Annotated in this window: 27 protein-coding genes; 13 read left to right on the forward strand and 14 right to left on the reverse strand. The window is 66.3% G+C overall.

Annotation, left to right across the window (positions count from 1 at the left end):
• Window positions 1-61 precede the first annotated feature (61 nt).
• Complete coding sequence (locus ACP156_RS10560; RefSeq protein WP_425051283.1) at window positions 62-1,744, reverse strand: acyl-CoA dehydrogenase family protein; 1,683 nt, start codon at window positions 1,742-1,744, stop codon at window positions 62-64.
• 170 nt (window positions 1,745-1,914) lie between these two features.
• On the opposite strand from ACP156_RS10560, the gene ACP156_RS10565 reads away from it, so the two are divergent.
• On the forward strand, window positions 1,915-2,694 hold the full coding sequence (locus tag ACP156_RS10565) for a sulfite exporter TauE/SafE family protein (RefSeq protein ID WP_425051284.1): 780 nt from the start codon (window positions 1,915-1,917) through the stop codon (window positions 2,692-2,694).
• A 7-nt stretch (window positions 2,695-2,701) separates the two neighbouring features.
• Here the strand turns inward: ACP156_RS10565 and ACP156_RS10570 are convergent, their stop codons facing one another.
• The 6 genes from ACP156_RS10570 to ACP156_RS10595 form a co-directional block, all read right to left on the reverse strand.
• The gene (locus ACP156_RS10570; protein ID WP_275632279.1) at window positions 2,702-2,854 is read right to left on the reverse strand and encodes a Trm112 family protein; all 153 of its coding nucleotides are present in this window, start codon (window positions 2,852-2,854) and stop codon (window positions 2,702-2,704) included.
• Window positions 2,855-2,943: 89 nt separating this feature from the next.
• Window positions 2,944-3,588, reverse strand: a complete 645-nt coding sequence (locus ACP156_RS10575; RefSeq protein WP_425051285.1) for an LON peptidase substrate-binding domain-containing protein — start codon at window positions 3,586-3,588, stop codon at window positions 2,944-2,946.
• A 26-nt stretch (window positions 3,589-3,614) separates the two neighbouring features.
• Window positions 3,615-4,541: a tetratricopeptide repeat protein gene (locus tag ACP156_RS10580; RefSeq protein WP_425051286.1), complete on the reverse strand. Its 927-nt coding sequence runs from the start codon at window positions 4,539-4,541 to the stop codon at window positions 3,615-3,617.
• 99 nt (window positions 4,542-4,640) lie between these two features.
• Entirely contained in the window at window positions 4,641-5,297 is a 657-nt protein-coding gene (locus ACP156_RS10585; RefSeq protein ID WP_425051287.1) for a DUF924 family protein, read from the reverse strand.
• 57 nt (window positions 5,298-5,354) lie between these two features.
• Window positions 5,355-6,143 (reverse strand): exodeoxyribonuclease III, encoded by a 789-nt coding sequence (locus tag ACP156_RS10590; RefSeq protein WP_425051288.1) that lies wholly within the window; start codon window positions 6,141-6,143, stop codon window positions 5,355-5,357.
• Window positions 6,144-6,244: 101 nt separating this feature from the next.
• Window positions 6,245-6,694 (reverse strand): transglycosylase SLT domain-containing protein, encoded by a 450-nt coding sequence (locus tag ACP156_RS10595; RefSeq protein WP_425051289.1) that lies wholly within the window; start codon window positions 6,692-6,694, stop codon window positions 6,245-6,247.
• A 238-nt stretch (window positions 6,695-6,932) separates the two neighbouring features.
• Between ACP156_RS10595 and ACP156_RS10600 the strand changes: the two genes are divergently transcribed.
• Complete coding sequence (locus ACP156_RS10600) at window positions 6,933-7,394, forward strand: hypothetical protein (RefSeq protein WP_425051290.1); 462 nt, start codon at window positions 6,933-6,935, stop codon at window positions 7,392-7,394.
• 171 nt (window positions 7,395-7,565) lie between these two features.
• Here the strand turns inward: ACP156_RS10600 and ACP156_RS10605 are convergent, their stop codons facing one another.
• Window positions 7,566-8,255: a response regulator transcription factor gene (locus ACP156_RS10605; protein WP_425051291.1), complete on the reverse strand. Its 690-nt coding sequence runs from the start codon at window positions 8,253-8,255 to the stop codon at window positions 7,566-7,568.
• A 162-nt stretch (window positions 8,256-8,417) separates the two neighbouring features.
• Here ACP156_RS10605 and ribA point away from each other — a divergent pair, with 162 nt between their 5' ends.
• Entirely contained in the window at window positions 8,418-9,506 is a 1,089-nt protein-coding gene (ribA, locus tag ACP156_RS10610; RefSeq protein ID WP_425051292.1) for a GTP cyclohydrolase II, read from the forward strand.
• Between the two features lie 83 nt (window positions 9,507-9,589).
• The gene (locus ACP156_RS10615; RefSeq protein WP_425051293.1) at window positions 9,590-10,090 is read left to right on the forward strand and encodes a L,D-transpeptidase family protein; all 501 of its coding nucleotides are present in this window, start codon (window positions 9,590-9,592) and stop codon (window positions 10,088-10,090) included.
• A 34-nt stretch (window positions 10,091-10,124) separates the two neighbouring features.
• Here the strand turns inward: ACP156_RS10615 and ACP156_RS10620 are convergent, their stop codons facing one another.
• The 3 genes from ACP156_RS10620 to ACP156_RS10630 all read right to left on the reverse strand — a co-directional run bounded on the left by ACP156_RS10620 (window position 10,125) and on the right by ACP156_RS10630 (window position 14,076).
• A complete protein-coding gene (locus ACP156_RS10620; RefSeq protein ID WP_425051294.1) occupies window positions 10,125-10,775 on the reverse strand; it encodes a YggS family pyridoxal phosphate-dependent enzyme in 651 nt (216 codons plus the stop codon).
• 2 nt (window positions 10,776-10,777) lie between these two features.
• Window positions 10,778-12,946 (reverse strand): tetratricopeptide repeat-containing sulfotransferase family protein, encoded by a 2,169-nt coding sequence (locus ACP156_RS10625; RefSeq protein ID WP_425051295.1) that lies wholly within the window; start codon window positions 12,944-12,946, stop codon window positions 10,778-10,780.
• Between the two features lie 170 nt (window positions 12,947-13,116).
• Window positions 13,117-14,076: a porin gene (locus ACP156_RS10630; RefSeq protein WP_425051296.1), complete on the reverse strand. Its 960-nt coding sequence runs from the start codon at window positions 14,074-14,076 to the stop codon at window positions 13,117-13,119.
• Between the two features lie 246 nt (window positions 14,077-14,322).
• On the opposite strand from ACP156_RS10630, the gene ACP156_RS10635 reads away from it, so the two are divergent.
• From ACP156_RS10635 to ACP156_RS10655, 5 genes are all read left to right on the forward strand, one after another.
• Entirely contained in the window at window positions 14,323-14,859 is a 537-nt protein-coding gene (locus ACP156_RS10635; protein ID WP_425051297.1) for a DUF3576 domain-containing protein, read from the forward strand.
• Between the two features lie 88 nt (window positions 14,860-14,947).
• Window positions 14,948-17,521 carry a leucine--tRNA ligase gene (gene leuS, locus ACP156_RS10640; RefSeq protein ID WP_425051298.1) on the forward strand — a complete coding sequence of 858 codons (2,574 nt, stop codon included), beginning with the start codon at window positions 14,948-14,950 and terminating at the stop codon, window positions 17,519-17,521.
• Between the two features lie 222 nt (window positions 17,522-17,743).
• The gene (locus tag ACP156_RS10645) at window positions 17,744-18,253 is read left to right on the forward strand and encodes a hypothetical protein (protein WP_425051299.1); all 510 of its coding nucleotides are present in this window, start codon (window positions 17,744-17,746) and stop codon (window positions 18,251-18,253) included.
• Window positions 18,250-19,281: a DNA polymerase III subunit delta gene (gene holA, locus ACP156_RS10650; protein WP_425051300.1), complete on the forward strand. Its 1,032-nt coding sequence runs from the start codon at window positions 18,250-18,252 to the stop codon at window positions 19,279-19,281. Before ACP156_RS10645 ends, holA begins: the two co-directional genes overlap by 4 nt.
• 25 nt (window positions 19,282-19,306) lie before the next feature.
• Window positions 19,307-19,891: a glutathione S-transferase family protein gene (locus ACP156_RS10655; RefSeq protein ID WP_425051301.1), complete on the forward strand. Its 585-nt coding sequence runs from the start codon at window positions 19,307-19,309 to the stop codon at window positions 19,889-19,891.
• 85 nt (window positions 19,892-19,976) lie between these two features.
• On the opposite strand, the gene ACP156_RS10660 is transcribed toward ACP156_RS10655, so the two are convergent.
• Window positions 19,977-21,161, reverse strand: a complete 1,185-nt coding sequence (locus tag ACP156_RS10660) for a TIGR03862 family flavoprotein (protein WP_425051302.1) — start codon at window positions 21,159-21,161, stop codon at window positions 19,977-19,979.
• A 41-nt stretch (window positions 21,162-21,202) separates the two neighbouring features.
• On the opposite strand from ACP156_RS10660, the gene ACP156_RS10665 reads away from it, so the two are divergent.
• The 3 genes from ACP156_RS10665 to ACP156_RS10675 are packed head-to-tail and all read left to right on the forward strand — an operon-like array spanning window position 21,203 to window position 22,509.
• Window positions 21,203-21,517, forward strand: coding sequence for an HNH endonuclease (locus ACP156_RS10665; protein WP_425051303.1), 315 nt, complete (start codon window positions 21,203-21,205; stop codon window positions 21,515-21,517).
• 54 nt (window positions 21,518-21,571) lie between these two features.
• Window positions 21,572-22,126 carry an MOSC domain-containing protein gene (locus ACP156_RS10670; protein ID WP_425051305.1) on the forward strand — a complete coding sequence of 185 codons (555 nt, stop codon included), beginning with the start codon at window positions 21,572-21,574 and terminating at the stop codon, window positions 22,124-22,126.
• Window positions 22,123-22,509 (forward strand): STAS/SEC14 domain-containing protein, encoded by a 387-nt coding sequence (locus tag ACP156_RS10675; RefSeq protein WP_425051306.1) that lies wholly within the window; start codon window positions 22,123-22,125, stop codon window positions 22,507-22,509. Before ACP156_RS10670 ends, ACP156_RS10675 begins: the two co-directional genes overlap by 4 nt.
• A gap of 7 nt (window positions 22,510-22,516) precedes the next feature.
• Here the strand turns inward: ACP156_RS10675 and ACP156_RS10680 are convergent, their stop codons facing one another.
• Both ACP156_RS10680 and ACP156_RS10685 read right to left on the reverse strand, forming a co-directional pair.
• Window positions 22,517-23,125, reverse strand: coding sequence for an enoyl-CoA hydratase/isomerase family protein (locus ACP156_RS10680; RefSeq protein WP_425051307.1), 609 nt, complete (start codon window positions 23,123-23,125; stop codon window positions 22,517-22,519).
• A complete protein-coding gene (locus ACP156_RS10685; protein ID WP_425051308.1) occupies window positions 23,122-23,874 on the reverse strand; it encodes an SDR family oxidoreductase in 753 nt (250 codons plus the stop codon). Before ACP156_RS10685 ends, ACP156_RS10680 begins: the two co-directional genes overlap by 4 nt.
• Before the next feature lie 129 nt (window positions 23,875-24,003).
• Here ACP156_RS10685 and ACP156_RS10690 point away from each other — a divergent pair, with 129 nt between their 5' ends.
• Window positions 24,004-25,521, forward strand: a complete 1,518-nt coding sequence (locus ACP156_RS10690; protein WP_425051309.1) for a DUF2125 domain-containing protein — start codon at window positions 24,004-24,006, stop codon at window positions 25,519-25,521.
• Window positions 25,522-25,528 lie beyond the last annotated feature (7 nt).

Here is a 25,528-nt window from a genome sequence, read left to right on the forward strand (position 1 = left end):
CCTCAGGGGGAGCGCCGAAGGCGCGGGGGACAGCGTCCCCCTGCGCGGTGGGTGTCGGGCGTCAGGCCAGAAGACGGCGCGCGATCACCTGGGCCTGGATCTCGGCGGCGCCCTCGAAGATGTTCAGGATACGGGCGTCGCACAGGATGCGGCTGATCCGGTACTCGGTGGCAAAGCCGTTGCCGCCGTGGATCTGCAACGCGTTATCCGCCGCCGCCCAGGCGACGCGGGCGCCCAGCAGTTTCGCCATCCCGGCTTCGAGGTCGCAGCGCTCGTCACTGTCTTTCCTGCGGGCGGAGAAGTAGGTGAGCTGGCGCGCCACCATGATCTCGACCGCCATCATGGCGAGTTTCGACGCAACCCGCGGGAAGGCGGCGAGGGGCTTGCCGAACTGCTGGCGTTCCGTTGCATATTGCAGGCCGGTTTCCAGAGCCGACTGGGCGACGCCGGTGGCGCGGGCCGCCGTCTGGATGCGGGCGCTTTCGAAGGTCTGCATCAATTGCTTGAAGCCCTGCCCCTCGACCCCGCCAAGCAGGTTGCCGCCTTGCACCTTGAAGCCGTCGAAGCCGAGTTCGTATTCCTTCATCCCGCGGTAGCCCAGTACCTCGATTTCGCCGCCAGTCATGCCGGGGGTGGGGAAGGGATCGGCGTCGGTGCCCGGCGTCTTTTCCGCAAGGAACATGGACAGCCCGCGGTGGTCGGTGCTGTCGGGGTCCGTGCGCGCAAGCAGGGTCATCACGTGGGCGCGGGCGGCGTGGGTGATCCACGTCTTGTTGCCGGTGATCTCATAGTCGTCGCCCGTTTTCACCGCGCGCGTGCGCAGCGATCCGAGGTCAGAGCCGGTGTTGGGTTCGGTGAACACCGCTGTCGGCAGGATCTCTGCGGCCGCGATCTTCGGCAGCCAGTGCGCCTTTTGCTCTTCGGTGCCGCCGCAGAGGATCAGTTCCGCCGCGATCTCGGACCGGGTGCCCAGCGAGCCGACGCCGATATAGCCGCGCGACAGTTCCTCGGACACCACGACCATCGAGGCTTTGGACAGGCCGAAGCCGCCGTGTTCCTCGGGGATGGTCAGACCGAAGATGCCCATCTCGGCGAGATCCTCGATGATCTCCATCGGGATGAGTTCATCTTTCAGGTGCCAGTCCTGCGCGTGCGGGATGACGCGTTCGTCCGCGAACCGGCGGAACTGGTCGCGGATCATCTCAAGCTCGTCGTCCAGACCGGTGGCGCCGAAAGTGGCGTGCCCGGCGTTGTCCTGCATCAGCGTGGCCAGCCTCATGCGCGCGGCCTGCGTGTTGCCGGACTGGGTCAGGGTCATCACCGACGGGATCATCAGGGTGCGCTGGTCGTCCTGCGTCAGGTACATGTCCTGCGGACGCGCGGTCTCGTTCTGGCTCATCGGGATGCCGCCGTAGATCTGCCAGAGGTATTCGCCGAACGCGATCTGGTGGATCAGCCGCTCCATCTCGCCGAACCGGCCCTCGGCCTCCAGCGCTTCGGCCCAATGCTGCATCTGCCGCAGCGATTCGACGTAGGTTGCAAGCCAGGCGAGCGCATGGGCGGCGGACTGGTGCGCCTCGATCCGGGCGGGCGACACCCGGTCGCCGTCGACGACTTCCGCGCGGACGCGCGCACGCGCCTTGTCCAGCAGGGCCTCGGCCGCCGGCACGGCATCGGCGGTCAGCGCCAGAAGGTCCGGCAGCATCACGGGGTCCGTCGACATGTCCTGTCCGTCATGGGGCATCGGGCATTTCCTTTTCCGCTACGTCGGGAGGAGATAGCGCCTTTGCAGTCGCAGCGCAACAATAATTCAAAAATGGTACGCAAGGGGATGTAAAATGACTTTACGGATTAACAACTAGGCAGCGCCGCACAAGCCTGTATGACGGTCGGGAACGGTCAGGAGCTTTGCCGATGTTCGAGATCTTCACCCAGATTCCCCCTGCGATTCTTGCTTTCGCGGTCGGTGTGACCCTGTTCGCGGGCTTCGTGAAAGGGGCGGTCGGCTTCGCGCTTCCGATGATCATGATTTCCGGTCTGGGGTCCGTGCTGGCCCCCGAACTCGCACTTGCAGCGCTGATCATCCCCACCGTGGCGGCGAACGTGTGGCAGGCCCTGCGCGACGGGGTCGCGGCGGCGCTGGGGACGGTGCGCAAGTACTGGCTGTACATGCTGATCGTGCTGGTCTTCATCGCGGGCAGCGCTCAGCTGGTGCGGGTGATCCCAAGCTGGGTGTTCTACCTGCTGCTGGGCATCCCGATCACCGGTTTCGCGCTGGTGCAGATCATGGGATGGAAGCTGCATATCCGCCCCGAGCACCGGACCCGGGCCGAATTGATGATCGGGGCGGTGGCAGGCTTCACCGGCGGGCTGTCCGGGGTCTGGGGGCCGCCGACCGTGGCCTATCTCACCGCGATCCAGGCGCCGAAGGGCGAGGCGATGCGGATGCAGGGCGTCGTCTATGCCGCGGGGTCCGTGGTGTTGCTGGCGTCGCACCTGCGGTCTGGCGTGCTGAACGCGCAGACGCTGCCGCTGTCCTTCGCGATGCTGATCCCCTGCGTGCTGGGAATGGTCGCGGGCTACTGGGTGCACGACCGGCTGGACGCGGTAAAGTTCCGCCGTGCGATGCTGCTGGTGCTGGTCGTGGCCGGGCTGAACCTGATCCGGCGCGGCGTGATGGGGCTGCTGTTCTAGCCCGGCGTCATTCCAGCGGGCGCGCCTCGTCGATCAGCATCACGGGAATGCCGTCGCGGATCGGGAAGGCAAGGTGCGCCGCGCGAGAGATCAGTTCCTGATGCGTGGCGTCGTAGCTAAGCACCGCCTGCGTCTGTGGGCAAACCAGCGATTCCAGCATCCGCCGGTCGAACGCGGGCGCGGGGGCCGGGACCGAAGCGTCGTCGCTGGGGGTAGGAAGCACCGGGGGGCGTTCGTTCGTATCGTCGGTCATTGCATGATCTCGTCGCCAGCGCCGCCTCTCAGGGCGAACTCGATCAACGTAACCAGCGTTTCCCGCCGGGTCGACAACGATGGTGCCTCTAGCAGCGCCTGCCGGTCTTCCGGTTCGAACGGGCAGAGCATCGACAGCGAGTTGATCAGCAGCTCGTCATCGGCTTCCCGCATCGCTTCCCAGTCGGTCTTGAGGTTCTCTTCCTGGAAATAGCGCGACAGCAGGCCCAGAAAGTCGCTGCGGTCGAAGCCGGGGTCGTGTTCCGCCGGGCCAAGATCGCGCGAGAAATCGTCCCAGCCGACTTCGCAGCGGCGATAGGGCGTGAAGCCGTCGATTTCCTCGCGGACGCGGAACCGGCAGATGCCCGTCAGGGTGATCAAATAGCGGCCGTCCTCTGTCTCGGAAAAGGCCGTCAGGCGGCCGGCGCAGCCGATGCGATGCAGCCGGTCCGGTGTGCCGCCGGGGCTTTCATAGGGCTGCACCATGCCGATCAGGCGCTGCGGGGTTTTCATGCAGTCGTCCAGCATCGCCAGATAGCGCGGCTCGAAGATGTGCAGCGGCAGTTTCGCGCGCGGCAGCAGCAGGGCGCCGGGCAGGGGAAACACAGGGATCGTGTCGGGCAGGTCGGCGGCTGAAATCATGTGCCAAACCTAGCCCGACGCATACCTCAGGCAAATATCATCGACGACAATTTGCGGCGGCCGTTCAGAGCGACCGGATCCTGTGGCTTCAGCGCCTCGAAGATGGTGAAAAGCTGCTGCTTCGCGGCGGCATCGTTCCACTCGCGGTCGCGGCGGAACAATTCCAGAAGCTGGGCGACGGCTTCTTCCGCCTCGCCCTTCGCGTACAGCGCCTGCGCAAGGTCGAACCGGGCCTGATGGTCGTCGGGGTTCGCCTCGACCTGCGCGGACAGTTCGGCGACCGGGCCAGCGTTCGACGCCTGCTTGGCAAGGTCAAGCTGGGCGTGCGCGGCTTCCAGTTCCGGTGCGGTGCTGATCGCGGCGGGTGCGCCGTTCAGGATCGCTTCGGCCTGATCGAGATCGTCCATCGCGATATGCGCGCGGACAAGCCCGGCATAGGCAGCGGCGTTCTCGGGCTCTTCGCCGAGGATCGCGGCAAAGGTCTGGGCGGCGTCGACCGCCGCGCCTTCGGTCAGCATCGCTTCGGCGGCCTCGAGGGCTTCGCCAAGGCCGCCGTCACCGGCCAGCGCGGCGACGCGGTCGACGAAGGCCTTGATCTCGGATTGCGGCACGGCGCCTTGGAACATGTCGACCGGCCGGCCCTGGTGGAAGGCGACGACGGTCGGGATGGACTGCAGCGGCAGGCCCTGCTGCGCCAGCGCCGCGGCAAGGCGCTGGTTTTCGTCGACATTCAGCTTGGCCATCCGGACCTTGCCCTTGGCGTCGGTCACGGCCTGTTCCAGCATCGGGCCCAGCGTCTTGCAGGGGCCGCACCACGGTGCCCAGAAGTCCACGATGACCGGGACCTCCTGCGAGCCTTCCATCACCTCGGCGACGAAGTTCGCCTCGGTCACGTCCTTGATCAGGTCGCCTTGCGGCGCGGCTTGGTCGGTGTTCTGGCCCAGTTCCAGCATGGCATATGCCCCATCATCTCGTGCAATCGGTGTCGTTGGGTTAGATGGAGCATGCCCGGCGGTCTTGCAAGTGCCGTGCGCGATGGTGCCGCTGTCGGATCAGTCTTTCGGCTCGATGCGCCGCTCGTGCGGGAAATCCCCGGTGGCGATATAGGCGTCTTCCTCGGGGGTGCAGGGACGGCCCAGAACGGGGTTCCGGTGCGGGTGGCGGCCAAAGCGGCGGATGATCTCGCGCACCCGGCGCGGCTGGTTGCCGGCCTCATCGTAGATGTTGCCGAAGTCCGGGGACATGGGAACGATCTTCGTGTCGGTGATGTCGATGATCAGGTCCATCCGCTGAAGGTGGTCCGGCCCTTCGCAGTGGCCGATGGCGATCATGTAGAACAGGCGATGCCACGGGGTCTTCAGCGCCTCGAAATGACCGTTGGCAAGTCCGTCAAGGCACAGGCGGCAGGACTTGATGTCCTGCGCAAAGGCGGCGGGGGTGTCGCGCCAGACCGAGCGCGGGAACTGGTCCAGCGTCAGCAACAGCGCAAGCCGTCCCTCTGGCGTGTCCGCCCAGCCGTCGAAGGCGCCGCGCGCGGCAGCGGCGGTGACGTCGGCATAGGTCTCGGCAATCGCCGCATCCATCCCGCCATGCATCCGGCTGTTCCAGAACGCCGCATGGTCCTCGGGGACGCCGTCGGCAAGGCTGTCCGGAAACCAGAACGACAGGATCTCGTCCGGCGTGACGGCGTCTACGGCGCGTTGTGGCATTGGCTGTCCCCTGTTCCCCTGGTTGAAGCGTTGCGCGGGGGACGGGGTCTGGCAAGCCTACAGATCGAACGTCGCGAAGACCGGGGCGTGGTCCGAGGGCTTCTCCCACCCGCGGGCGTCGCGCAGGACGCGGCTGGAGTGGCCCGCGTTCGCGATGTCGGACGTGGCCCAGACGTGGTCGAGCCTGCGCCCCTTGTCCGCCCCCGACCAGTCGCGGGCGCGGTAGGACCACCACGAGTACAAAAGCCCCTCGGGAATATCCTGACGGGTGATATCGACCCAGCCGCCAGCATCCTGCGTCTGCGCCAGATGCTCGACCTCGATGGGTGTGTGGCTGACGATCTTCAGAAGCTGCTTGTGGTTCCAGACGTCATCTTCGCGCGGGGCGATGTTCAGGTCGCCCACAAGGATCGCCTTCTGCGGCCGTTCGGCGTGGAACCAGTCGCGCATGCCGGTAAGATAATCGAGCTTTTGCCCGAATTTCTCGTTGATCTCGCGGTTCGGCTCGTCGCCGCCCGCCGGGACATAGAAGTTCTGGATCGTGACCCCGTTCTCCAGTTTCACCGCGACGTGGCGGGCGTGGCCCAGCGTTGCGAAATCCATGTCGCCCACGTCGACGATCGGGATCTTCGACAGCACGGCGACGCCGTTGTAGCCCTTCTGACCCCGCGCGACGAGGTGGTGATAGCCAAGCGCCTTGAAGTTCTCGACAGGAATCTTGTCGACCGGGCTCTTGCACTCTTGCAGACACAGGACGTCGGGCTGTTCCTCGGCCAGAAGCTTCAGCACCAGCGGTTCGCGCAGGCGGACAGAGTTGATGTTCCAGGTGGCAAGGGTGAAGGGCATGGGGGTCTCCGGTTCGCGGTGCGGCGGACCCTAGGCGGGGTGCGGGACAGGCTCAAGGGCGAAGGCGCGCCGCGCCCGGCGCTCTCCCTCTGGGTGCTTCGTCAGCGCAATCCGGTTTCTTCCAGCAGCCCCAGACGCTTCGCCTCGTAGTAATAGCCGCGCGCGTACCAGCCGATCGCCTCGTCCACGTCGCCGCCTGACACCAGCCACGCGCCGCGCAGGTATTTGACCGCGTAGCGCAGGTTCGTTTCGGCATCCAGAAGCGACTCGGGCGGGCCCCGGTGCCCCATGGTGCGCGCGGTGGTCGGGTGGATCTGCATCAGCCCCATGTAGGGGCCATTGCGCGCGCCGGGGGTATAGCGGCTTTCGCGCTGGACGACCCGATGCACCAACGCGCGCGGAACGTCGTAATAGTCGGCGTACTTGTTGATCAGCGCCCGGAGTTCCGGCGACTCGCCCTGGTTCAGCGGCACCTCTGCGGCGCGGCGTTCGCGCCCGCCGCATCCGGCGACAAGCGCAAGGCAAAGCCCAAGGATCAACATGCGGAGCATCGGCTGGTTCCGTCTGGTTACATCCCCCGCAGACTAGCCTGCACGCGGTCCGGCCAAAAGGCCCCCCGCCCGACCACGCGCATCACGTTTCGGCGGGCGGGGACCTGCGCGCTTGACCGGTCCGGCGTCCGCGCCAAGATGGGGCGGCCCGCTACGGACGACTCGGTGAATGTCACGAATGCTGCGCCCTGCTTCATGCCTTTTCATAGCGTTGACGCTTTTTCCACAAGGCCCCGCCATGGCGGAAGGATGGGAGACGTTCAGCCACGACCTTGGCAAGGGCGCCGCCGTCTGCCCCTATGACGACGCCGACACCGGCGCCTTCTTCTGCTTCGCCGTCGCCTGCTTGCCCGAGGGCGGCAACCCGCTGATCCGGGTGGCGCTGGGCGGGCAGGACATGGCCCAGCCCGACGTTCCGCTGTCGGTACAGGTCGACGGCAAGATGGTCTCGCACCTGTTTCTGTCGCGCCTGCCGAACGACGGCCCGGACGAGGACATGGCCGATTTCGCCACTCCCTTCGACGCGGCCCGCGACGAGGCGATGATCGCCGCCCTGATGGCGGGAAGCCGGGCCCGGCTGATCTTCGGCACCGGGCTGGCCGCAGTGATCCAGGAAATCAGCCTGAGCGGCAGCCACGCGGCGCTGGACGAGGTTTCGGCGATGTGCGGCGTGCCCGCACTGGCGCCCGAGGAGCACTGAACGCGCGACCGTTGCCGCGAAAAAAAAGCCCGGGCAAAGGTGCCCGGGCCAGTCCAACAGGGAGGTGCATGCCATTACCCGGACATGCGGCGGGGTCTCTTTGCGATATGGTGATCAGACTACGCGGTGACAACCTTTGCGATAGTCCGGAATACCTTACGCAGGGGCATCCTATGCCACCAATCTGTAGCCGCCGGATTCGGTCACAAGAAGGCGCGCATTGGACGGATCCGGTTCGATTTTCTGCCGAAGACGGTAAATGTGTGTCTCGAGCGTATGGGTCGTGACGCCCGCGTTATAGCCCCAGACCTCGTGCAGCAGCACGTCGCGCGCCACCACGCCTTCGGTCGCGCGATACAGGAACTTGAGGATGTTCGTCTCTTTCTCGGTCAGGCGGATCTTCCGGTCGTCCTCGGTGATCAGCATCTTCATCGCGGGCTTGAAGGTGTACGGCCCAAGCTGGAAGACAGCGTCTTCCGACTGTTCGTGCTGCCGCAACTGGGCGCGGATGCGGGCCAGCAGGACGGGAAACTTGAACGGCTTCGTGACATAGTCGTTCGCACCGGCGTCGAGGCCGAGGATCGTGTCGCTGTCACTGTCATGGCCGGTCAGCATCAGGATCGGGCATTTCACCCCCTGTTTGCGCATCACGCGGCACAGCTCGCGGCCATCCGTGTCGGGCAGGCCGACGTCGAGGATCACGAGGTCGTACAGACCTTCCTTGGCCCTTTCGAGCGCGTCGTGGCCGTTCCCGGCCTCGAACACATCGAAATCCTCGGTCATGACCAGCTGTTCGCTCAGCGCCTCGCGCAGGTCGTCATCGTCGTCGACAAGCAGGATCTTCTTCAAATTCGTAGACATGGACGGCGATCTCCTTCGTTCGTGATCAACGACTTGAGCGCGAAACCGGTTCCCTGCAAGATTTGCTGCAACGATTTCACGCGCTCGTGTCGACACAGGCGGAAATGTTTCATATCTCAGGCTACCCGTAACAAACGGCACCGAAACAGCCGGATTTCGTAAATGGCCCTGGACCCCACCATCGCAGAACAGCTGTCGCGCGCCCGCGCCGATCTGCGCATGGGGTTGCCGGTCGTCCTGTTCGACGCGGGCGGCGCGGCGCTTGCGGCCTCGGCCGAGACGCTGGACGCCGCGCGGCTTGCGGATCTGCGGGCGCTGGGTGTGCCGCACCTGGCGATCACGGCGCGGCGGGCCGAGACGCTGAAGGCCCGCGCCTACGACGGCGATCTGGCGCGGGTAACGGTGCCGGACGTTGCGGACATCGGCTGGATCAGCGGCATGGCCGACCCGGCCGACGATCTTGCGATGCCGATGAAGGGGCCGCATGTCTCGCTGCGCGGCGGAGGCGCCGGGCTGTCCCGCGCGGCGATCGCGCTGACGAAATCCGCCCGCCTGCTGCCCGCCGCGGTGCTGGTGCCGGTCGAGAACGGCGCGGCGCTGGCGGCCGCGCACCACCTGACCCTGATCGACGCGGCGGCGGCGGGCCCCGAGATGGAAGCCGCAAGCCCGATGCGTGACGTCATCTCGGGCCGCGTGCCGATGGCCGTATCCGAGGCAGGGCGTGTCCACGTCTTCCGCCCCGACAACGGCGCCGAAGAACACTATGCCGTCGAGATCGGCCGCCCCCCGCGCGACAAGCCGGTGCTGGCACGGCTGCACTCGGCCTGCTTCACCGGCGATGTGCTGGGGTCGCTGAAATGCGACTGCGGTCCGCAACTGCGCGCCGCGATGGCGCAGATGGGAGAGGAAGGGGCAGGCGTTCTGCTGTACCTCAACCAGGAAGGGCGGGGCATCGGGCTGGCCAACAAGATGCGCGCCTACTCGCTGCAGGATCAGGGCTTCGACACGGTCGAGGCGAACCACCGGCTGGGCTTCGAGGATGACGAGCGCGATTTCCGGATCGGCGCGGACATCCTGAAGCGCATGGGCTTTGGCGAGGTGCGGCTGCTGACGAACAACCCGAAGAAGGTCGCGATGATGGAGGGCCACGGCGTTGCGGTGACCGAGCGTGTGCCGCTGCAGGTCGGGCTGAACCCGCTGAACGCGAAGTATCTCGATACCAAGGCGAAGAAGTCGGGGCATATCCTTTGAAGGGGCTCGCCGCCTTCGGCGTCGATCCGTCGGGGGCGCTGCCCCCGAACCCCCGGGATATTTCAGGACCAAAGAAGCAGAGAATGGTGCTGTGCCCAAAGGGTCTGCGCGTTGGGGCGCGGCTGTTTCCCTGCGCCATCGGACGGGGCGGTGTCCGGGCGGACAAGCGCGAGGGGGACGGCGCGACGCCGGTGGGCATTCACCGCATCGTCGGCTGTCTTTACCGGGCGGACCGGATCGCTTGTCCGAACGGCTGGGCCGTTCCCATCGGGCCGCGCGACCTGTGGTCCGACGACGACGGCGACGCGGCATACAACCACCTTGTCCGCGCACCCTACGCGCCCAGCCACGAACACCTGCGCCGGGCCGATCCCTTGTACGACCTGATCCTGATAACCGACTGGAATTACCCGGACGCGACGCCGGGGCGTGGGTCCGCGATCTTCATGCACCAGTGGCGTATGCCGCGGTATCCGACCGCGGGCTGCGTGGCGTTGCGGCGCGATCACCTGCACGCGCTGGCGGCGTGGCTGAAGCCGGGTGCGGAACTGATCGTCCCGCGCACCCTTGCTTCTTCTGGGTAAAAGATCGCGGCGGAGGCCCGCCGTATAGCGGTGGTCAGTAAACGCGGTCGCCGAAAATGGCTGAGCCCACGCGCACGCTGGTCGCCCCCTGTGCGATGGCCGTCTCGAAATCCGAGCTCATGCCCATCGACAGCTTCTCAAGCCCATTACGCGCCGCGATCTTCGCCAGCAGCGCGAAATGCAGCGCCGGTTCCTCGTCGAACGGGGGGATGCACATCAGGCCGACGACGGGCAGGCCCAACTCGCGGCACTCGGCCACCAGCGCGTCGGTTTCGTCGGGCGAGACGCCTGCCTTCTGCTCTTCCTCGCCGGTGTTCACCTGCACGTAGAGGTCCGGGCAGGTCCCCAGTTCGTCCTTCAGCCGCGCCAGCGTGCGGGCAAGCTTCGGGCGGTCGACGGTTTCGATCACGTCGAACAGATCTATCGCCTGCCGCGCCTTGTTGGTCTGAAGCGGTCCGACAAGGTGCAGCGTGACGCCGTCGAACCGTTCGCGGAAGCCGGGCCATTTGCCTGCCGCTTCCTGCACCTTGTTTTCGCCGAACATCCGGTGCCCGGCCTTCAGCACGTCTTCGACCCGCTCCAGCGGCTGCACCTTGGAGATCGCGATCAGATCCACCGAGCCGGGCGCGCGGCCCGCGTCCTGTTCGGCCTTGCGAACACGGGCGGTGATGTCGTCGAGACCCATGGTCAATCCTTCCTGGCGTAATCGCCGCCGAGCGCGTCAAGCAGTTCGTCGATCTCTGAGCCGTAGCGCTCCCACGCTTTCAGCGAGCTCTTGTAGATCGGCTGACGGACCTGGTGAACCGATAATGTGTCGACCCGGCGCTTGTTCTCGTGGAAGTTCAGGCAGGCGTCTTCCCATTCCAGCCCGCAGGCCTCGATCAGGGCGCGCGACTGCGCTTCGGGATCGGCGATCAGGTCTTCGTAGCGGATCTCGTAGAACCAGCCGGGGGCCTCGGCGCGCCAGAAGGCGAGGATCTCTTCGTAAAGGTGGTAGTAGGCCGCGAGATCCTTGAGATCGTAGCTGTAAAGATGCAGGCCCGGCGCGAACATGTTGCGATAGATCGACAGCAGGTTGTCGCGCGGATCGCGCTGCACCACGACAATGCGCGACTTCGGCAGGGCCATCCGGATCGGGCCGATCATCAGGTAGCTTTGCACGCTTTTGTCGGTGACGATATCGGCGCCGGGGTGAAGCGCCAGCATCCGCTCGGCCGCGATCTTGCCGGCGCGGGCGATGTCGGCGTCGGAAACCTTGTCGATGTCGTGGAACACGTGGTCGGGGCCTGCGAGAACGCGCTCGACCTCGGAGGGCAGGTAGCCCAGTTCGCCACCGCCGGTGACGCGGGAGTGGCTGGCGATGATCTGCTCGACCAGCGTCGTGCCGGACCGGGGCAGGCCGGTCACGAAGATCGGGGCGAAATCGCTGGTGCCCGCGACCTTGCGCGCGGGCAGGTCGCGCCCGCCGAACGCTGTGCGGATCGCGTCGATGCGGTCGCGCCGCTCAGCGATATCATAGGGGTGAAGCTTGCGCGTCAGGTCGTTGGCCGGGCGGAGATAGGTGAAGACGCGGTCGTATTGCTTCGTGTCCTCCATCGCTTTCGCCAGCGCGAACCCGATGTTGGCGCGCGAGAACTCGGTAACCGTTTCGTCTTCGACCAACGTCTCCATCTGCGGAATCAGCGGATCGTCGGCCGAGATCTTCTCGGCCAGCAGGAAAATCCGGTAGCTTTCGCCATTCTTCGGCATGATCTCCAAAGCCTTGCGAAAGTCGGCGTGGGCCTCGTCGAAGCGGCCAAGGGTCTGAAGCGTGCCGCCGCGCGCGGTATAGGCGGGGCCGAAGTCCGGATTCGCGGCAAGAAGCGCGTCGAACTCCGCCAAGGCGCCGGTCTCGTCGCCAAGTTCGGCCAGTGCGCGGCCAAGACACAGGCGCGCGACTTCGGGGTCCGCACCTGCCTTCAACGCGGCGCGTACGGTTTCGACCGCCTGTTGGGCCTGGTGTTCCTGCAATTGCAGCTGCGCGAGTTCCAGAAGCGCCTGGGGATGTTTCGGGTCAAGCGCCAGCGCCTTGCGCAACGCCGCTTCGGCCTGCGGGCCGGGGCGATCGGCGGGGACCATCGCCGCCCCCAGCGCCACCCAAGCGCGGGTCATTCGGGGCATCAGCTTCACCGCGCGCTGCAGGTGCGGAATAGCCTCGGTGGGCCGGCCGGTGCGTTGCAGGAATGCGCCATAGTTCGCCAGCCCCTCGGCATAGTCCGGGGCAAGGCGGATCGTGTCGTGGAAGGCGGCATCGGCCTCGGCGGTATTGCCAAGCACGGCCTGCGCATTGGCCAGGATATCGGCAAGCAGCGCCACGTCGGGATGCGACCGGCGCAGGGCCGAGACGACGCGAACCGCACCGGCGGGGTCGCCGGTCTCCATCATGCGGATCGCCTTTTGCACCTCGGCCGGCGGGGCGCCGCCAAGGTCGACGCGCGACTTGGTGCGGCTTCCGGTCAGCGCGTCCTGCATCGCGACCACGAATTTCGGCGGCAGGGGGGCCGCCTTGGCCCGTTCAAGAAAGCTGGCGGTGCGCGCGCGGTCGTCCAGCTTTTCCAGAACGCGGACATACAGCCCCCAAAGCGCCTGCTCGCCGGGCTTGAGCTTCAGCGCCCGGTCCAGAAGACCGGCGGCGCTGTCGAACCGCTGCAGTTTGAAATCGATCTGCGCCATCTGGAACATCGCGGGCGCAAGCCGGGCGTCGATGGCAAGCGCGTTCGCATATTTCGCGCGGGCCTGTTCCAGTTGACCTGCGCCCTCAAGCGCGCGGGCCTGTTTGATCAGTGCGGGAATCTGGGCAGGACCAAGTGGAAGCATGGGGGCAAATCGCTGTGTGAACCGGCGCTGTGGGCCATCGGGCCCTTCGGCGATCAGCTAGCACGGTCGCCGGTGCATGTCGAATGCCGTTCAATAGGAAAAATGGTGCCTGAAAATGAAAAGGACGGGTCGATTGACCCGTCCTTTCCGGAACAAATGATCCTGATGGATCAGAAGCTCATCGCAACACCCAGCGAGAACTGGTCCGCGGTGGTGTCGGTCAGCTGATCTTCCGAGTAGCCGTAGCCGAACTGGATCTCGGCGCCGCCGCCCAGATCGTAGCCAGCCTGCAGGCCGTAGCCCATCGCGTCGCTGTCCGCGGCAACGCCGGTGAACACACCGTAGTTGGCCGAGACCGAGATCGCGCCGGTGGTGTAGCCGAGGCCGATCGCCATGTGCGAGTCGACTTCGCGAGCACCAACGCCGCCCGGGTTGTAGAACAGGCCGTCGATCGAGGTGTAGTTCACCACAGCCATGAAGCCGCCAGCGAAGGTCACGTCGACGCTACCACCGATGCCTTCGGCAGTGCCGTTGACGTCTTCGGAGGTGACGTAGGCCAGGCCGAAGCCCAGGTCGACCGAGCCGAACGAGGTCGAGTACTTGGCACCGATCGCGAGGGTCGGATCGTAGGTGCCGGTGTCGTCGAGTTCAGCCGACACGGCGAAGGCGAAGTCGCCGAACGAGTAGTCGTAACGAGCAACCTGGCCGTCTTTGCCGCCGAAGCCGTCGAACGAGCTGTTGCCGCTGTAACCCCAGTGCGAGGTGTGCGCGTCGTCGATCGAAGCGCCCATGCCGACTTCGGTCAGAGCCCAGTCGAACGCACCGTCGGTGTCACCCATGGTCAGGGTGCCGAACGCGCCGGAGATGAAGATGAATTCACCGCCCTGCGTGGTGCCCGAGAACGCGGTGTTCTCGTCCAGGTCGACGCCGGCGCCGAAGGTCAGGCCGTTGTCGGTTTCACCGGACATGCGGAATTCGATGTCGACGTCGGTCCAGAACTGAACTTCGTCGCCGTAGACGCTACCGCCGACGATACCCATTTCAGCCCAACCGGAGATCGACACGCCCTGAGCGGACGCGATACCGGCGGAGGCCACGAGGGCGGTGGTCGCGAAGAGAACCTTTTTCATTGGTTTTCCCTCATTCATTAAAAGGTGCACCTCAACCCGGTATTCGAATTGAGTATGTTGGGTGTGTCGCTCCAACTGTCTTCGAATGCAACGAAGACCGGACCGGCTCAGCCAAAGCGGAAAGGATTGATGCACCTATGCCACAGTGAGTTTTCGCCGCCCGGAAGCCACTGAAATGAAAATGCCTTGTCGCTCGCATGTGTGTCCGTTACACCCCAGCAGACAAAGGGCACGGGGCACTCTGGCATGACCTATTTCAAACCGTTGAAAGCTCTCGGCATTCTTGTCGGTGCGCCGCTTCTTGTGGCGTGCGGCGGGACCGCGGGCGTCGGCAACGGTGTGTTCGGGGACGGCGCGGACGGTCCCGTCAGCGACGCTGTAATGGAGCAGCGGCAGAATTCTCCGATCGAGATCGAGAATCGGGAGCGCGAAGAGCGTGGCACCATCTGGGACCTGTTCGGCGCCAATTCGGACGATCCCAATGTCACCGTCGAGGTGAACAAGTATATCTGGAACGCCGCGCTGGATGTTCTGTCCTTCCTGCCAATCGAGGGTGCGGACCCGTTCTCGGGCGTGATCGTCACCGGCTATGGCCGCCCGCCCGGCGGCGGACGCGCCTATCGCGCGACGATCTACGTGCAGGACCCGGCGCTGGACGCCCGGTCGCTGACCGTCGCGCTGAACACCCAGTCGGGCCCGGCCGATCCCGCAACGGTGCGCGCCATCGAAGACGCGATTCTGACCCGTGCGCGGCAGCTTCGGGTGCGCGACAGCAACCTCTGATCCGCCCTAGACCCCAGAGTCTGACCAAAGTATCAACGCCGGGCCGGATCGCCCGGCGTTTTCTTTGGTGAACAGGAAGTCCCGCGCAATGTCCCGCTATGACGCGAGCGTAATCGAACAGAAATGGCAGGCCGCCTGGAACGAGGCCGGCAGCTTCACCGCGACACGCGACGAGTCGAAGCCCAAGTATTATGTGCTCGAGATGTTTCCCTATCCCTCGGGCCGAATCCACATGGGCCACGTGCGGAACTACTCGCTGGGCGACGTGATCGCGCGCTACAAGTCCAGCTGCGGCTTCTCGGTGCTGCATCCGATGGGTTGGGACGCCTTCGGCATGCCGGCAGAGAACGCGGCGATGGCGTCGAACGGGCATCCCAAGGAATGGACCTATAATAACATCGAGACGATGAAGGATCAGCTGCGGCCGCTGGGCTTCTCGATCGACTGGACCCGTGAATTCGCCACCTGCGATCCGGAATACTATGGTCAGCAGCAGTCCATGTTCTTGGATTTCCTTGAAAAAGGCATGGTCTACCGCAAGGCCGCCACGGTGAACTGGGACCCGGTCGACATGACCGTTCTGGCCAACGAGCAGGTGATCGACGGCAAGGGCTGGCGGTCGGGCGCCGCGGTCGAGCGGCGCGAGCTGACCCAGTGGTTCTTCAACATCTCGGATTATTCCGAGGACCTGCTGAACGCGCTCGACGGGCTGGACGACTGGCCGGACAAGGTGAAGTCGATGCAGCGCAACTGGATCGGCAAGTCCACCGGCCTGCAATTCGCCTTCTCGCTGGTCGACGGTCCGCACGGCCATGACCGGGTCGAGGTCTACACGACTCGCCCCGACACGCTGATGGGCGCGTCCTTCGTCGGCATCTCGCCCGACCACCCGCTGGCCAGGCAGCTGGAGCGCGAGAACGAGGACGTCGCCGCCTTCTGCGCCAAATGCCGCCAGATGGGCACGTCCGAGGAAGAACTGGAAACCGCCGAGAAGCTGGGCTTCGACACCGGGCTGACGGTATTGCATCCCTTTGATACCGCTTGGGAACTTCCGGTCTACATCGCCAACTTCATCCTGATGGACTACGGCACCGGCGCGATCTTCGGCTGCCCGGCGCATGACGCACGCGACCTCGAGTTCGCGCGCAAGTACGACCTGCCGGTCAACTCGACCTTCGAACCGGTCGAGGCGGAAGACCACGTGGCGCCCGAAAACGGCGGCGAGGCCTATGTCCCGCCCAAGCCGCAGCCGGTGCGCTATGTCCGCGGATTCGCGGGCGACGAGATCCAGACCGGCGACGCGGGAATCGCATCGGCGGTGGCCTTCTGCGAGACGAACGGCGTCGGGCAGGGGATCACCAAGTACCGCCTGCGCGATTGGGGCCTGTCCCGCCAGCGTTACTGGGGCTGCCCGATTCCCGTGGTTCATTGCGAAGATTGCGGCGTGGTGCCCGAGAAGAAGGAAAACCTGCCGATCCGCCTGCCGGACGATGTGACCTTCGACGTCCCGGGCAACCCGCTGGACCGCCACCCAAACTGGCGCAACTGCGACTGCCCGCGCTGCGGCAAGCCCGCCCGGCGCGAGACCGACACGATGGACACCTTCGTCGATTCGTCGTGGTACTTCGCCCGCTTCACCGCGCCGCGCGCCGACACGCCCACCGACCGGGCCGAGGCGGACTACTGGATGAACGTCGACCAGTACATCGGCGGTATCGAACACGCGATCCTGCACCTGCTGTACTCGCGATTCTTCGCCCGCGCGATGAACGAATGCGGCATGCTGCCCGACAAGGCGCGCGAACCTTTCGACGCGCTGTTCACGCAGGGCATGGTGACCCACGCGATCTACCAGACCACGCGGGAACAGGATGGCCGGCCGGTCTATCACTATCCCGAAGAGGTGGACCTGAAAGACGGCAAGGCCTTCCTGAAAGAGGATGGCCGAGAGGTACAGATCGTGCCGTCGGCGAAGATGTCGAAGTCCAAGAACAACGTGGTCGATCCGCTGGCGATCATCGAAAGCTACGGCGCCGACACCGCCCGCTGGTTCGTCCTGTCCGACAGCCCGCCGGAACGCGACGTGGAATGGACCGCCTCGGGCGCCGACGCCGCCTTCAAGCATCTGGGCCGGGTCTGGCGCCTGACGTCCGAGATCGCCGCGCTGGACGACGGCGCCGGCAAGGGCGACGCGGATCTGACCCGCGCCATGCACCGTGCGATTCACGACGTCACGATGGGAATCGAATCCTTCGGCTTCAACGCGGCCATCGCCAAGCTTTATGCCTTCACCAACACGCTGGCGAAATCCGACGCCGGCGGCGCGGCAAAGCGCGCGGCGGCCAAGGTGCTGGCGCAGCTGATGTCGCCCATGACCCCGCACCTGTCCGAGGAATGCTGGCAGATGCTGGGCGGCGAGGGTCTGGTCACCGGCCACCCGTGGCCCAAGGCGGACGAGGCGATGCTGGTCGAGGACACGGTGACCCTGCCGATCCAGATCAACGGCAAGCGCCGCTCCGAGATCACGGTCGCCAAGGACCTGCCGAAAGACGCGGTCGAAAAGCTGGTGCTGGACGACGCCGCCGTTCAGAAGGCGCTCGACGGCGGCGCGCCGAAGAAACTGATCGTCGTGCCGGGCCGGATCGTGAACGTGGTGGTCTGACCGGCCCCTTCTTCTCTTTCCAAGTACCTCGGGGGAGTCGCGCGGCGCGCGACGGGGGCAGAGCCCCCGCCCCGGTTCCCGCAAGCGCCGCGCCACCGGCTGGCGCGGGTGAAGCAACCGCTTGTCATTCGCCCCCCGCAGGGCGATTGTGACCGCCACCGGCCCTGCCGTCCGGGCTCGGCGAGACGCATGACAATCAGGACTGACCGACCGGACCCTGCGATGACGCTTTCCCCGAACCAGACCGCTTCCCGCCGAGGCATGATCGCGCTTGTCGGCGCGCTGGCCCTCTCCGCTTGCGGCTTTACTCCGGTGTTCGGTCCCGGCGGTCAGGCGGAAGGACTGCGCGGAGAGATCCTTGTCGCCGACCCCGGAGACCGGAAGGCCTTTGTCTTCGTGGCGCGGATGGAAGATCGGCTGGGTCTGCCAGAGGCCGCACCCTACCTGCTCGACTACACCATCTCGGTGCGCGAGGACGGTGTCGGCATCACCACCGAACGCGCCACGACCCGCTACAACGTGCTGGGCCGCATCGACTATACCCTGAAGGACCGCGTCACCGACGCCGAACTGGCGAAGGGCAAGGTCGAAAACTTCACGGGCTATTCCGCCACCGGCTCGATCATTGGCGAGATCTCGGCCACCGAGGACGCTTATGAGCGGCTGATGGTCATCCTTGCCGACCAGTTGGTGACCGAACTGATCGCCACCGCGCCGGACTGGCGGAAATGAAGCTTTCCACCCGGGACGCCGCCAGCCATTTCTCGAAACCCGACCCGAACAGCTGCGCCACGCTGATCTACGGGCAGGACGCGATGCGCGTCGCGCTGAAGCGCCAGCAGCTTGTCGCGTCTCTCGTCGGTCCGCAGGGCGAGGAAGAGATGCGCCTGACCCGCATCCCGGCGTCCGAGTTGCGCAAGGACGCGGCCCTTCTGGCGGATGCGGTCCGCGAGACAGGGTTCTTTCCGGGCCCCCGCGCCGTGTTCGTCGAGGAGGCCGGCGACGGGCTGGCCAAGACCATCGCCGCCGCGCTGGAGGACTGGCGCACCGGGGACGCCCATGTCGTCGTGACAGCCGGATCGCTGACCGCGAAGTCGGCGCTGCGCAAGCTGTTCGAAGGTATGAAGTCCGGCTTTGCCGTCGGCATCTACAACGACCCGCCCAGCCGCGAAGAGCTGGAGGCGGAGCTGTCCAAGGCCGGGCTGGGCAAGATCGGCGGCGATGCGATGACCGACATCGTCGCCCTGTCGCGGGTGCTGGACCCCGGCGACCTGCGCCAGACGATCGAGAAGCTGGCGCTGTACAAGCTGGACGACCCGGACCCCGTGATGCCCGAGGATGTCGCCGCCTGCGCCCCCGCCACGACCGAGGCCGCGATGGACGATGTGCTGAACGTGGTCGCCGAGGCCCGCACGCGCGAGATCGGGCCGTTGATGCAGAAGCTGGAAGGGCAGGGCGTGCAGCCCGTCGGGCTTGTGATCGGCGCGACCCGTCATTTCCGCACCCTCTACGCCGCCGCGTCGGACCCGGGCGGCCCCAGCGCCGGCATCGCCCGCGCCCGCCCACCGGTGTTCGGGCCCCGCCGCGACAGGATGCAGCGGCAGGCGCAGGGCTGGGGCGCGGCCCGTCTGGCGCAGGCGCTGGAAATGCTGACCGACACCGACCTGCAACTGCGATCCGCCCAGCAGCGCGCGCCCGCGATGGCGCTGGTGGAACGGACGCTGATCCGGCTGTCGATGCTGGGCGCGGCGCGCCGATAAAACGGGAACAGGGGGAGGACGCAGGATGTACACGGTGATCGGATCGGTGCGCAGCCGCGCGCTGCGGGTTTTGTGGATGCTGGAAGAGATCGGCCAGCGCTATGACCGGATCGACGCCGGGCCGCAGTCCGAAGAGGCGCGGCGCCATAACCCCTCGGGCAAGATCCCGGTCCTGCTGGTGGACGGCGCGGCGGTGACCGATTCGACCGCGATTCTGCAGTTCCTTGCCGACCGCCACAACGCCCTGACCTTCCCTCCCGGAACGCTGGAGCGCGCGCGGCAGGACGGCGCCACCCATTTCGTGCTGGACGAGATGGACGCGCTTCTGTGGACCGCCGCGCGGCATTCCTTCGCCCTGCCGGAAGAACACCGGGTTCCAGAGGTGAAAGAGAGCCTGCGATGGGAATACACCCGCTCGCTGGACCGTCTTGCCGCGCGCATCGCCGGCCCGTTCCTGATGGGCGACACGATGACGGTGCCCGACATCGTCGCGGCGCATTGCCTGAGCTGGGCGCGGGCGGCGAAGTTCCCGGAACCGGACGGCGCGGTTGCGGACTACCGCGACATGATGCTGGGGCGCCCCGCGTTCCGGCGCGCGCTGGGATCCTGACCGGGCAGGGTCTGGGGCGCTGCCCCCGCCGCGCTTTGCGCGGCTCCCCCGAGGTATTTCGAAAGAGAAGAAGGGCGGTCCGGGGTCAGGTGTTTCGGCCGAGCCAGTCTGCCGCGGCGCGACCGGCATGGCGTCCGGTGGCGAAACAGGCGGTAAGAAGGTAGCCGCCGGTCGGCGCCTCCCAATCCAGCATTTCACCCGCGGCGAAAGTGCCGGGTAGGGTGCGCAGCATGAGGCCGTCGCCCAGTGCCGACCTTGCGATGCCCCCGGCGGTCGAGATCGCCTCGTCCAGCGGGCGCAGGCCCGCATGGGGGATCGGCAGCGCCTTGATGGTTTTCGCGAGGTCGTCACCGGATGGAAGGTCTGGCAGCGCCTCGCGCAGCAGGGCGATCTGCACCGGCGAAAGGCCCGCGTCCTTGCGGAGCCGGTTCGAGGCCGAGGCTTTCGAGGGCCGCGCGAGCCGGGCGGAGAGGCGGTCGCGCGCTACGTCGGGCTTCAGGTCGGCCACCAGCGGTACGCCGTCGCGCAGGGCGCGAGAGAGGGCATAGATTGCGCCGCCTTCGAGGCCGCGTTCCGAGATGACGAACTCGCCCCGCGTTTCGGTGCCGCCGGCGGTCAGGCGCACCCCTTTCACCGGTGTGCCGAAGTGGCGCGCCATGTGCGGTGACCAGTCCATGCGAAGACCGGCGTTGGCGGGGGCGAAGGGCACGAGGTCGACGCCCTTGGCGTCCAGCCACGGCGCCCAGGCCCCGTCCGAGCCAAGCCGCGACCAGCTTGCACCGCCCAGGGCAAGCACGGTTGCGTCTGGCGTCAGGCGCTGCGGGCCGTCCGGCGTGTCGAAGGTCAGCGCGTCGCCTTCCCAGCCGGTCCACCGCCAGCGGGTTCGGATCGTGATGTCTTGCGCGGCAAGGTCTGCAAGCCATGCGCGCAGCAGGGGCGAGGCCTTCATCGCCTTGGGGAACACGCGCCCGGTGGAGCCGGTGAACAGATCCTGTCCCAGCGCGCGTGCCCAGTCCTGCACCGCGTCAGGTCCGAAGGCGTCGAGCATCGGAGCCAGCCAGTCGGCGGCCTCGCCATAGGCGGCGTGGAAGCTTGCCGGGTCCTCGGCCTTGGTCAGGTTCAGCCCGGACTTGCCCGCCATCAGGAATTTCCGTGCGACCGACGGCTTCGCCTCGGCCACCGTTACCGCGATGCCTGCCGATGCCAGTTCGCCAGCCGCCATCAGCCCGGCGGGGCCGGCGCCGATCACGAGAGCGGTGGGTTTGGTCATCACGCTTGCCTGTCGCTGGTTTCGCGCCATCCTCTGGCACCGTGAGCGACGAAGGACAAGACAACTGGCCGGTCTGCGCCCTGTGCGGGCGAGTGGTTCCGCCGTGGGCGAAGCAAAGCCTGCACCATCTTGTGCCGAAACTGCGCGGCGGCAAGGGGGGCGAGACGGTGTTGCTGCACCAGATCTGCCACAACGAGATCCACGCCACCCTGACCGAGGCCGAACTGGCGCGCAGCTATGCGACGCCCGAGGCGCTGCGGGCGCATCCGCGTCTGGCGAAGTTCATCGCATGGGTCGGCAAGCGGCCGCCGGACTTCCATTCAAAGACCCCCGGAAAGCGCCGGGCGCGGCGCTGAGGGGTTGCGGATGCGGCGAAGGGCTGCATGGTGACATCAAACACGGAGGCGCGCATGGCTCATGCCACGATGGACGACTTGCAGGCGGCGCTGCCGCGGATAGAAGCCGCTCCGGCAGAGGGGACCATCCGCGCCATCGTGGTTCGCCCCGAGAAGGGCGCGCGCGAGATGCCGGGGTCGAACGCGATGAGCCTTGCCGCCGGTATGCACGGAGATCACTGGTCAAAGGGCTGCTGGCGCGAGACCGAGGACGGCGCGCCGCATCCTGACGTTCAGATCTGCCTGATGCCCGCCCGCGTGATCGAGGCGTTCGCCGGGCCGGACACGGCGGACTGGGGCCCCGCGGGAGACAACCTGTTCATCGATATGGACCTGTCGCCGGGCAATTGCCCGCCGGGAACACGGCTGGCGATGGGCTCGGCCGAGATCGTGATCACCGAAGAGCCGCACAACGGCTGTCAGGGCTTCATCGACCGCTATGGGCGCGATGCCTGCGTGTTCGTGAACACCGGGCGCGGCAGGGATCTGCGGCTGCGGGGGATATACGGGCGGGTGGTCCGGGACGGCACCGTGTCTGTCGGCGACAGCGTAAGAAAGGTGGAAGCATGAGCGTAACCTGTGTCGAACACCCGGACGCCGGGTATTTCGAGATCGTGGTCGACGGGACGGTCGGCAAGGCGGACTTCGACGAGGTCATGCCGCGGCTTGAAGCGTTTATCGCCGAGCAGGGCGAGATCTCGGTGATGAAGGTCGTGCGCGGAATCGGGTTCGTGAACCTTCCCGCCGCTGTCGGGCATGCGTGGACCGGGTTGCAGACGATGAGCAAGCTGCGCCGCGCCGCGCTGGTGACCGACCTGCCCTGGCTGGCGCCGTTTGCCGGGGCGGCTTCGGTGATCTCTCCGATCGAGACGCGGGTGTTCGGTCTGGCCGAGGTTGCGGATGCGCGGGAATGGGTCTCGGTGAAAGCTCCGACCGCGCAGCAAAGCGTCTGACCCGAAGTCAGATCATCCCCTTGATCGCGGCGGCATGCGCGGGCGTTGCCGCCAGCGCGTCGGTCGCCAATTCCCGGGCGCGCGGCAAAAGCGCGTCCGGCTCTGCCAGTTCCTCGACCAGACCATAGGCCAGCGCCGTGTCGGCGGTGATCTTCTGGCCTGCCATCAGGATCATCTTTGCGCGGGCCGGACCGATCAGTGCGGCCAACCGCACCGGGTCCGACGGTTGCGGCAGGAAGCCCAGCTTCATTACCGGGTAGAAGAACTTGGCCGACGGCACGGCAATCCGCAGATCGCAGGCCAGCGCCATGCCAAAGGCGCCGCCCGCCAGCGTTCCGTTCAGCGCGGCGATGGTCAGGCAGGGCAGCGCCGCGATGGCGCCCGAGACCTGTTCCCACACCGGATCGGTGGCCAGCCCGGCGCGGGCCGCGTCAAGATCGGCGCCGGCGGAAAAGACCTTGCCGGTGCCGGTCAGGATCAGCGCCTGCGCCTTCCCAGCGGCGTCCGAGGCGATGCCGGCCAGGTCCCCCAGCATCGCGCCGGTCAGCGCGTTCGCCTTGTCGGGCCGGTCGAGCGTGACCGTCCACAGCCCGCCGTCGCGATCCAGCCGGATCACGCGGTCAGGCCCAGACGGGCGCGGATCGTGTCGTCGCGCAGCGAGATCTCGTCGCCCAGCCAGTCGTCGGATTCGGGTGTCGCCATCCACATCAGCGCCTTCGCGGGCCATTCGGGCGGGATATGCGCCGACCAGTCCAACTGGCTGACCGCATTGATGCCGCTGGCCTTGATCTCACGCTGCATCTGGGTGGCGACGGTGCCCGGCGACAGCCCGATGGCGCGGATGCCACGGCCCCGGTACTCGGCATCGGCGGACCGGGTCAGCATCGCCGCGCCTGCCTTCGACGCGCAATAGTGCGACCACGCCTCGACCGGGTGATGCGCCGCGCCCGACGATACCGTCAGGATCGAGCCGCCACCGGCGGCCAGCATCACCGGCAGCGCCGCGCGCATGCCGTGGTAGACACCCTTCAGGTTCACGTCGATTGCGTGGCTCCAACCTTCCGGGTCGGACTTTGCGATATGCGCGATGGGTTCGATGACGCCGGCATTGTTGATCACCACGTCGAGGCTGCCGAAGGCCTGCACGGTGGCCTTCACCGCCGTCTCGACCTCCCAGTAGCGGCTGACGTCGCAGGGGATCGCGATTGCCGACGGTCCGATCTCTCCGGCAAGCACGCCGATCTCTGTCTCGGTGCGCGCAAGCAGCGCCACTTTGGCCCCGGCGCCCGCGAAGGCCCGTGCTGCAGCGGCGCCGATGCCGCGGCTTGCGCCCGTGATAAGCACCGCTTTTCCGCTGAAATCCATGCTATCACCTCCTTGTCATGCGTTTTTTGAGCAGGTCGGGAATACCTTGCCTCAAAAAAGACCTAGCTTGACCCCGATTGCCAGCCAAAGGAAGTTGGCATCATTCAAATTATTCCTGGAAGGAAACAAATGAAACACTGGCATCTCCTCAGCGGCACCGCATGCATTCTGGTTGCGGCCGGCACGTCCGCGGCGCAGGCCGATGTGACCAGCGCCGACGTCTGGGCCGCATGGCAGTCGATGGCGACGCAGATGGGCGAAACCCTCACCGCCGGTTCCGAAACTCAGGACGGCGGCACGCTTACCGTCACCGACATGGCCGTTTCGATGGAGACGACCGACGCAAGCGCGACGGGCACCATCCCCGAGGTCGTCTTTACCGAGAACGGCGACGGCACCGTGTCGATCACGATGACGCCGAGCTACGACGTCATGCTGAACGTCACGCCGGAAGAAGGCGGCGAGACCGTCGAGATGTCGTTGAACATCGCCTACGAGGGTCTGAACCTGACCGCGTCGGGCGACCCGGACGCCGTGAACTACGACTTCGATGCCAGCAGCGTCACCATCTCGGTCGGCGATCTTGTCGTCGATGAAGAGCAGATGGAACTGGACGTGGACGTCACCCTGTCCGACGTGGCCGGTTCCTACGAGACCGGCGCGGATGCATCCGTCGTGTCCAAGGTAACCGCGGCAACGATGAACCTTGTCGCGCATATGGACGAGCCGGACGGCGGCGACGGCACCTTCGACATGACCGCCGAGCTTGCCGATATCAGCATGGAATCCGAAGGTTCGGTTGCGCTGATGGCCGGGGGCGTGAAGGAACTGTCGACCGCTCTTGCCAATGGCCAGTCGAGCATGACCACCGTGACCCACGGTGCCGGCAGCTACGAGGTTGTTCTGGACAACAAGGACGACAGCTTCGACCTGAACGGCTCGGCCGAAAGCGGTGCGCTGACGGTTGGTCTCAGCTCCGAGGCGCTGACCTACGACGTGTCGAACACCGGTATCGCGATGAACCTGTCGGGCGCTCAGATCCCGCTGCCCGAGGTCGCGGTGACGATGGCGGAAATGGGCTTTGCCCTGACCACGCCGGTCTCCAAATCCGAAGAGCCGCAGGACTTCGCCTTTGCCCTGACCCTGAACGAGCTGGGTGTAAGCGAAATGATCTGGGGTCTGATCGACCCGTCCGGCGCGCTGCCGCATGACCCGGCGACGCTGCGTCTGGATCTGGCCGGCAAGGCGAACTTCCTGTTCGACCTGTTCGACCCGGAATCGATGGAAATGGTCGACGCCGAAATGCCTGCCGAGATCCACGAACTGGACGTCAACGAGCTGAAGCTTGAGGTCGCGGGGGCGGATCTGACCGGCAACGGCGGTTTCACCTTCGACATGAACAACCTTGAAACCTTCGACGGTGTTCCGGCTCCGACCGGCCGTCTGAACCTGCAACTGACCGGCGCGAACGCGCTTCTCGACAACCTCGTCGCGATGGGCCTGCTGCCGCAGGATCAGGCGATGGGCGCGCGCATGATGATGGGTCTCTTCGCCCGTCCCGGCGAAGGCGAGGACTCGCTGGTGTCCGAGATCGAGATTGACGGCGCTACCGGCGCAATCTCGGCCAACGGGCAGCGCCTGCAGTAAGGCTTTG

The organism is Psychromarinibacter sp. S121, assembly GCF_049801035.1.
GTDB lineage: Bacteria > Pseudomonadota > Alphaproteobacteria > Rhodobacterales > Rhodobacteraceae > Psychromarinibacter.